The organism is uncultured Nostoc sp. (assembly GCF_964245445.1).
GTDB lineage: Bacteria > Cyanobacteriota > Cyanobacteriia > Cyanobacteriales > Nostocaceae > Nostoc.
The window spans coordinates 1-8217 of sequence record NZ_CAXTNE010000326.1; the positions used below are offsets into that span (position 1 = coordinate 1).

Annotated in this window: 7 protein-coding genes; 4 read left to right on the forward strand and 3 right to left on the reverse strand. The window is 41.0% G+C overall.

The window, feature by feature from the left end; all coding sequences use genetic code 11:
* Positions 1 to 468: 468 nt before the first annotated feature.
* Positions 469 to 2997, forward strand: coding sequence for a sugar phosphate nucleotidyltransferase (locus ACFE90_RS33400; RefSeq protein WP_375506593.1), 2529 nt, complete (start codon positions 469 to 471; stop codon positions 2995 to 2997).
* Between the two features lie 336 nt (positions 2998 to 3333).
* Here the strand turns inward: ACFE90_RS33400 and ACFE90_RS33405 are convergent, their stop codons facing one another.
* Positions 3334 to 3642 (reverse strand): hypothetical protein, encoded by a 309-nt coding sequence (locus tag ACFE90_RS33405; RefSeq protein ID WP_375506594.1) that lies wholly within the window; start codon positions 3640 to 3642, stop codon positions 3334 to 3336.
* A 317-nt stretch (positions 3643 to 3959) separates the two neighbouring features.
* On the opposite strand from ACFE90_RS33405, the gene fldA reads away from it, so the two are divergent.
* Entirely contained in the window at positions 3960 to 4472 is a 513-nt protein-coding gene (gene fldA, locus ACFE90_RS33410) for a flavodoxin FldA (RefSeq protein WP_229496892.1), read from the forward strand.
* A 67-nt stretch (positions 4473 to 4539) separates the two neighbouring features.
* Positions 4540 to 5292, forward strand: coding sequence for an alpha/beta fold hydrolase (locus ACFE90_RS33415; RefSeq protein WP_375506595.1), 753 nt, complete (start codon positions 4540 to 4542; stop codon positions 5290 to 5292).
* 137 nt (positions 5293 to 5429) lie between these two features.
* On the opposite strand, the gene ACFE90_RS33420 is transcribed toward ACFE90_RS33415, so the two are convergent.
* Positions 5430 to 5708, reverse strand: coding sequence for a DUF2442 domain-containing protein (locus ACFE90_RS33420; protein WP_375506596.1), 279 nt, complete (start codon positions 5706 to 5708; stop codon positions 5430 to 5432).
* A gap of 237 nt (positions 5709 to 5945) precedes the next feature.
* Positions 5946 to 6887, reverse strand: a complete 942-nt coding sequence (locus tag ACFE90_RS33425; RefSeq protein ID WP_375506597.1) for an N-acetylmuramoyl-L-alanine amidase — start codon at positions 6885 to 6887, stop codon at positions 5946 to 5948.
* Between the two features lie 581 nt (positions 6888 to 7468).
* On the opposite strand from ACFE90_RS33425, the gene ACFE90_RS33430 reads away from it, so the two are divergent.
* A partial coding sequence (locus ACFE90_RS33430) for a DUF3479 domain-containing protein (protein ID WP_375506598.1) occupies positions 7469 to 8217 on the forward strand: 749 nt, incomplete at its 3' end.

Here is an 8217-nt window from a genome sequence, read left to right on the forward strand (position 1 = left end):
CTGTACTAGATTGGGCAGGGGGCAGGGGGAGATTAAAATAATTAGCTCTTTCTCCTCTGCGCCCCATGCCCAATCTAGTACAGTGCGGCAAAAATCAAGCTACCATTTGAAAACTTGCAAAACTCAGAACTTGCATCAGTCCCGACGACCGTCTCAGAATTCATTCTGAGGTTTATAGCTAAAGTCTTCTAAAGAAGACTGAGTAAAAATTGTAGTCCACGCTTAGTGGATTTGCACTATTTGCCTGAGAATTTATTCTCAGGCGGGATAGGCAGGTGCAAGATATTACAAAAGCCTTGTACAAAACTTTTGACTTTTGAATGCATGACTTTTGACTTCCGCCTTGCGGTAATGCATCTTGTGGAAGTTCCTCAAATATCAATATCCATAGCAGACTAGAGAAAGAAGAAGAAAATATATCTGACACGTTTTCAAGCAGCGAAGGCTGTAATTAGTTAAGGAGGATTTATGCGTGCAGTACTGATGGCGGGGGGTTCGGGAACGCGGCTTCGCCCGTTAACTTGCGATCTGCCTAAACCGATGGTGCCGATCCTTAATCGACCAATAGCCGAACATATTATCAATCTCCTCAAACGACATCAAATTACAGAAGTTATTGCGACATTGCATTATTTACCTGATGTCTTGCGAGACTATTTTCAAGATGGCAGTGATTTTGGTGTCCAGATGACTTATGCCGTCGAAGAAGATCAACCTCTGGGTACAGCAGGCTGTGTGAAAAACATTGCCGAACTTCTTGATGAAACTTTTTTAGTCATTAGCGGCGATAGCATAACAGATTTTGACCTCACGGCTGCGATCGCATTTCACAAACAAAATAAGTCGAAAGCTACTTTGATTTTGACCAGGGTTCCCAACCCAATTGAATTTGGCGTGGTGATTACCGATGAAGAAAGACGAATTCGGCGATTTTTAGAAAAACCCTCTAGTAGTGAAATTTTTTCTGATACCGTCAACACTGGTACTTACATTCTCGAACCAGAAGTTTTGGAATATCTGCCAGCAAACATTGAATCAGACTTTTCTAAAGACTTATTTCCCTTGCTATTAGCAAAAGATGAACCAATGTATGGTTACATCGCTCAAGGTTACTGGTGCGATGTTGGTCACTTAGATGCTTATCGGGAAGCTCAATATGACGCTTTAGATGGGAAAGTGCAATTAGATTATGCATACAAACAAGTTTCTCATGAGTTATGGGTAGGGCAAAATACTTACATTGACCAAACGGCTGTGATTGAAGCCCCAGCAGTAATTGGTGATAATTGCCGCATTGGTGCAAGAGTCCAGATTGAGGCAGGAACCGTAATTGGAGATAATGTCACTATTGGCGCTGATGCGAATCTCAAACGTCCCATAGTGTGGAATGGGGCATTTATTGGCGAAGAAGCAGCTCTTTCTGCCTGCGTGATTTCCCGTGGCGCTCGTGTAGACCGCCGCGCCCAAGTATTAGAAGCTGCGGTTGTGGGTTCGCTTTCCACGGTGGGAGAAGAAGCCCAAATTAGCCCCGGTGTGCGCGTTTGGCCCAGTAAAAAGATTGAGTCAGGGGCAGTTTTAAACATTAACTTGATTTGGGGGAATACTGCCCAACGGAATTTATTCGGGCAACGTGGTGTGCAAGGATTAGCTAATATCGACATCACCCCAGAATTCGCCGTGAAATTGGGATCTGCTTACGGTTCTACATTAAAACCTGGTTCTAAGGTAACGGTTTCCCGTGACCAGCGTAATATCTCTCGGATGGTGACGCGATCGCTCATTGCTGGTTTAATGTCAGTAGGTGTAGATATTCAAAACCTCGATGCCACAGCTATCCCCATCGCTCGCACGGTTATACCCACAATGTCGGTAGCTGGTGGTATCCATGTGCGGGTACACCCCGATCGCCCTGACTACATTCTGATTGAATTCATGGATACCAAAGGCATTAATATCTCCAAAGCCCTGGAAAAGAAAATTGAAGGGGCTTACTTTAAGGAAGATATGCGGCGGGCGCTAATTCATGAAATTGGTGATGTATCTTATCCTAGCCAAGTCATGGATCGCTACTGCACTGCTTTTGAAAAACTGTTGCATGTTCATACACTCCGCAACAGCAGAGCTAAAGTGGTGATTGACTATGTTTATGCAGTATCGGGGGCAGTTTTACCCCAAATGTTGGATAAATTTGGTGCTGATGCAGTGGTGCTGAATGCCAGTGTCACTAAAACAGCGATGTCAATCACTGACCGCGAAGGACTGCTGACTCAGTTAGGTCATGTAGTGGAAGCATTGAAAGCTAACTTTGGTGTGCAAGTCACGGCTAATGGAGAACAGCTAATTTTAGTTGATGAATCAGGCTACCCAATTCGTGGGGAAATTTTAACAGCACTGATGGTAGACATGATTCTGACGGCTAACCCCAGAGGAACGGTAGTAGTGCCAGTTCATGCTTCTAGTGCTATTGAACAAGTCGCCCGTCGCCATGATGGTAGAGTGATTCGCACTAAAGCCAACCCTACAGCTTTAATGGAGGCTTGTCAGAAAAACCCGAATGTGGTATTAGGAGGTAGTGGAGATACTGGTTTTATTTTCCCGCAACTGCATCCGGGATTTGATGCCATGTTCTGCATTGCGAAGATAATTGAGATGTTGACTATACAGGAGCGATCGCTTGCTGCTGCGCGGTCAGAATTGCCCCGTGTAATTCACAAAACTTATACAATACGCTGCCCGTGGACTGCCAAAGGTGCTTTGATGCGTTACTTGGTGGAAACTCATCCAGCCCAAAACCTAGAACTTATCGATGGAGTGAAAATTTGTCAACCCTACGATGACAGTTGGCTGTTAGTTTTACCTGATGCCAGCGAACCACTGGTGCATTTGTATGCAAATAGCAACGATCGCGAATGGGTAGATGAGACTGTGAGAAACTACCGCACCCGTGTACAGACTTTTGTGGAAAGACAACAAGAATATCAACCCGCCGAAGCCTAATTTGTAATTCGTAATTCGTAATTTAACTTTTTAATTACGAACTACGAATTACCTTGATCAGCCCAATTATCGGAAGGAAAGTAGGCTTTCACATTTGTCTCTGTAGTTTACTCAAAATATTAAAAATTGACTAAAAATAGAGGTAATTTATAAATATAAATTATTCAATTTTAAATATTACCAAAGAACAAATATAATAATCCTAAATTATTCGTGAAAAGTTAAATTCCCAACTTATTTAAGAAGTCGGGAATCTGGACAACGTGAATTTTCACAAATTAAATATAATTCTTATGGCTAACTCTCCCAGGATGCTTTGAGAAGGGTTCAAAATTATTATTGAACATTCGGACATTCAGGTAAATTCTTACCAGCGTAGTTGCAATCAAAATAAATTAAAGCTTCCCCAGTAGAGGTGAATGCTCTACTTGTGGAGTATGCGTCACTGTTTGGACTTGCTTCAGATGACCAAACTTTCAAATAATAATTACTATTATCATCGGTAGACCATAATTCATAACGGTAATTACCTCCTGACCCCTGACTAGTTAAATAGTCAGCTAGTGCTTTATTTGATGCAGACAATAAGCTCAACACAGTCAAAACAGGAATTACAGCTACTTTTAGTGTTTGGATGAATTTCATAAATGCACAAAAAATTTACTTTGTCTAGCTTCTTCTGCCCATGTATGTTTTGAAACCAGTAATAATTCGGAATATTGTGTGAGCATATCGTAAGCCACTTACAAAAAGTAGGGATGGAATGAAGCGCCGCTCACCTTTTCCGTTTATTTCCTGAAATACTTTACAAAATTTAACTTAAGCTAAATGATAAAAAATCTCAATAACTCTGGTAGGATATCTTCAGGCTTATTGAGATAGATATTCATTAAGCGGACAATATATTTCAATAAGGCAAATAGGTATCCTGGCGATCGCAAAACTATATCTCAGGTGAAAGTATGTCGAAAAAAATCGGTCTGTTTTACGGTACTCAAACTGGCAACACTGAATCTGATGCTGAAAAAATTCGGGATGAGTTTGGTGGTGATGTTGTAACATTACATCCCATTTATGAAGCGGATACTACGACTTTTGATGAGTATGACTTACTAATTATTGGCTCTCCCACTTGGGATATTGGTCAACTTCAGAGCGATTGGGAAGGTTTTTTCTCCGATCTGGATGAAATAGATTTTAGTGGTAAGCTGGTTGCCTATTTTGGCGATGGAGACCAATATGGCTATGCCGATAACTTCCAGGATGCAATCGGAATTCTGGAAGAAAAAATTTCCCAGCGAGGCGGTAAAACTGTTGGCTACTGGCCAACAGAGGGTTATGACTTTGAGAATTCTAGAGCTTTGAAAAATGGCAAGTTTGTAGGGCTGGCACTTGATGAAGGTAGTCAATCTGATCTAACAGACGAGCGAATTAAAACTTGGGTTGCTCAGTTGAAAACAGAATTTGGTTTGTAGAGATTAGGGGCGCACCGCTAGCTGTGCGCCTTAATTGAAATTGATAATTTAGAAGCTATAGGTATTTATGTCTGATTCATTTGATGTTTTGTGGTTAAATGCCAGTCCGATTTTGAAGCGTTTTGATAAACCATTACTTGAATACTTATCTGGGTATATGAGAATCGCCCAGTGGGAATACCAGCAAACCAAAGATGAAGCCAGTTGCATAGATCAAGCTGTGGAGTTGCTATATGAGTTTTTAGAATGGCGCGATCGCCCCGTGGATTTGGCAGGTCATGGTATGAGTGGTGCGATCGCCTTAAGCTTTGCGCGGCGATTTCCGCAAAAAGTGCGATCGCTCACCTTGCTAGCTGTAGCAGCTCAACCTGCAAACGATTGGCAAGCTCACTATTACTTTCAAAGACAACTTTTTAGCATCAGCCGTGAGCTAGTTTTAGCAAGCAGCGTTCGCAGTCTTTTTGGAAATCAACCACCTCACACCACTAAAAAGTTAGTAACTGCCTTAGATAAAGATTTAGAACAATCTCCCTCGTCACACTCTTTATTTAAGTTGGTTTATTTACCCAAGGGTGGAGTTTCTATGCCAATGATGGTATGTGGTAGCAAGAGTGATCCGGTAGTCAACTCAACTGTATTGCATGACTGGTTGAATTGGTTGAAGCCAGAAGATAAACTCTGGGAATGCCTAGAAGGATATCATTTTTTTCACTACTTCTATCCTCAACAGGTTGGCGAAGAGATTTTGAGTTTTTGGAAACGCCACCATCCGCATCTATTGGAAGCATCTGCACTATCTTTTAGCAGTTCTACAAATTAGTAATATCATTAATCGTTCATATACAAGAGTGCGATGTTCTGACGACAAGCCTTACGGCTACGTACTTGTAAAAGTTGGGGTGTAATGGGGTGCGTAGCTTGCCGCCGTAGGCATCGCTAATTAAAGATTTTTTGCTGTCACGCACTACGACTTAACTTATAGTTAGGAATAGGCTGATTGCTAATTACTGCATAGAGAACATCTGGATCGAGATCGGCTCCTGATTGCCATTGGATTGTGCCTAATTCGTGGTTTAATTCAACCTGAGCAAAGTATTTTTGATCTTGCAAAAGTGCAAAAACACCTGTAAATTTAATCAGCTTACTGATATCAACTATTCCTTCCACCTCGTCTTCAAAACAGATATATAGTTGATAATTTTCTCTTGGTTCCACTGCAATAATATCTTTTAACATATTTTACTACTCCAAGTTTATGAGGAATTATTATCCTCAATTTTCTGCCCTGTAGATTTGGCAGAAAATCCAAATTGGACATCAGCTGAAGCGCCCTAGTTATTTCTCTTATTAATGAAAGCCGTCCTGGAAGTGCGTAGCTATAGAATCATTTTTTCGGTAATAGCCAATCGTATAAATTCATAGTTGGCGCTTTAGCGCTAAATCGCCAACTACGAACAATGCCTACCCCTGAATCTAACCAATTAATTTCTGCCAGCTAGCAGGCCCGACAATCCCATCGACATCTAAACCATTTTGCCTTTGAAAGTTCTTAATTGCAACCTCTGTTTGCGGCCCGTAGACGCCATCATTATCAACACCTAGACGATATTGCAAGTATCTGATAACTGCATTACCAGCATGGTTTGGTCTGAGGACTCGTTTTGCCAAAATTAGATTTATGGCATTCCATGTAGCTGAGTCAGCAATTCCAGTCGGCTGAACTCCGACAATAGTCTGAAATTTTTCTACAGCAGATTTGGTGTTAGCTCCGGTGAAGCCATCTTCCACTAACGCCTTACCATTTTTATCAGTTATTTTGAGTCGATTTAAAGCCTTTTGCAGTCTAAGAATAGTGGTATCTACATTATCTTCTTCATCTTGTACAGGGTTAACAGGAACACTTGGCGCTTTACCAGTTAAGCCTTTAACAATCGCATTAGCCATTGCTTCCGGATTAAAAAGATTCATATCTTTTTGCGAATCGACAAAGCAACCTTCTACAAGAATCGCAGGCATATCCGTATTTTTCAGAACATACAAGTGGGAACCACTCTTAACGCCGCGATTAAAAAATCCTAATTTTACGATTTCATCTAATACAGGTTTAGCAATTTTTCTACCTGTCTCGCTAGTTGCAAACACTTCTGTGCCATTAGCTTGCCCGTTAAAGGAGTTAAAATGAATCGAGACGTAGATATCTACTTTACTCGAATTAGCTGTAGAACATCTTTTTGAAAGTGATTCCCGGACTGTACTAGCACTACTTGGTTTACATACTACGACTTCATTTCCTAAAGCTCTTAACTTGGCTATAACTCTATTACCTACATCTAGAGTTAAATTATCCTCAACTTTGAGTCCTCTGGCTCCTGTGTCTGGTGGACAATTGTGCCCGCTATCAATTCCGAATTTCATAATTTCATCCTCAACTTACTTATTTTTACACTAGTTCAAAACTCTTCCAATTATAGAGACAAAGTTTTGTTAATAAATTTGTTGAAGTACTTGTTAGCAATGTTCGCATTATTTTAAGCGTTACTACGCTAGTAAATAAAATAAGTTTTTCTGCGAACTTTGTAAGCAGATTTTATGTGGGAAAACCCGCTTATTGCAAGATTTTTTGGAAGAAAAAACATAACCATCATAATTTATCAAAATCGAGAATAATCCAGTGAGTGTTGCAATAAATTGAAATGCAGCAATTACCCCCATCCTTAAAATAATAGCGCTTCGTAAAAGTAGAAAGCTATGACAAATGTACCTAGTGTAAGAAGGCAGAGGGGCACAAGGGCAGAGAAGCAGAAAACGATAAAAGCAGAGGGGTAAAAGCAAGAAAACCAATAACACAGGCTTTTCAGCCTGAAAAAATGGGATATTTATTTCCGCCATTCTGTACTAGTACGGCTAAATGACCAAAATCTGTTGGTAGATATTTAACAATCAGCCTGAAAGCACGTTTAAGATCAAAGTAAAGAAATATTTCGTAGCTTACAGGCATGAAACGCATCGTCTTGGTTGCTGGGTTTGAATCGTTTAACGCTGATTTGTATAGAAAAGCAGCTTTTTTGGCTAACTCTCGCTGTCCTGAGTTGGATATTCGGGTATTTAGCGATCGCGATCTTACAAGCATTCGTAGCGAGGTAGAAACAGCACTTGATGGCGCTGATGTGTTTTTCGGTAGCCTACTATTTGATTATGACCAGGTTGTGTGGCTGCGCGATCGCATTGCCCAAATTCCCATTCGCCTAGTCTTTGAGTCAGCCTTGGAATTGATGAGTTTAACCAAGCTGGGTGACTTTGCCATTGGCGACAAACCCAAAGGAATGCCCAAACCAGTTAAATTCATCCTTGACAAATTTAGCAACGGACGAGAAGAAGACAAACTCGCTGGTTACATCAGCTTCTTAAAGATTGGCCCCAAACTACTGAAATACGTCCCAGTGCAAAAAGTCCAAGACTTACGTAACTGGTTAATTATCTATAGTTACTGGAATGCTGGCGGCCCAGAAAACGTAGCCTCATTATTCTGGACACTGGCAGAAAAATACTTAGATTTAAAAGTCGGCGACATTCCCCCGCTAATTGAAACCCCCAACATCGGATTACTCCACCCCGACTATCAAGGGTTTTTTGAATCGCCAAAAGCATACCTGGAATGGTATCAGAAGAAGGGAGTAGGGAATAGGGAATGGAGAATAGGCAACATAACTAATTCCCCCTCCCCACTTCCCACTCCCCACTCCCC

Bases quoted from the DNA above. Each gene is read 5' to 3' on its own strand.
- ACFE90_RS33400 (WP_375506593.1), top strand. From the start codon at position 469: ATGCGTGCAGTACTGATGGCGGGGGGTTCGGGAACGCGGCTTCGCCCG.
- fldA (WP_229496892.1), top strand. From the start codon at position 3,960: ATGTCGAAAAAAATCGGTCTGTTTTACGGTACTCAAACTGGCAACACT.
- ACFE90_RS33425 (WP_375506597.1), bottom strand. From the start codon at position 6,887: ATGAAATTCGGAATTGATAGCGGGCACAATTGTCCACCAGACACAGGA.
- ACFE90_RS33405 (WP_375506594.1), bottom strand. From the start codon at position 3,642: ATGAAATTCATCCAAACACTAAAAGTAGCTGTAATTCCTGTTTTGACT.
- ACFE90_RS33415 (WP_375506595.1), top strand. From the start codon at position 4,540: ATGTCTGATTCATTTGATGTTTTGTGGTTAAATGCCAGTCCGATTTTG.
- ACFE90_RS33420 (WP_375506596.1), bottom strand. From the start codon at position 5,708: ATGTTAAAAGATATTATTGCAGTGGAACCAAGAGAAAATTATCAACTA.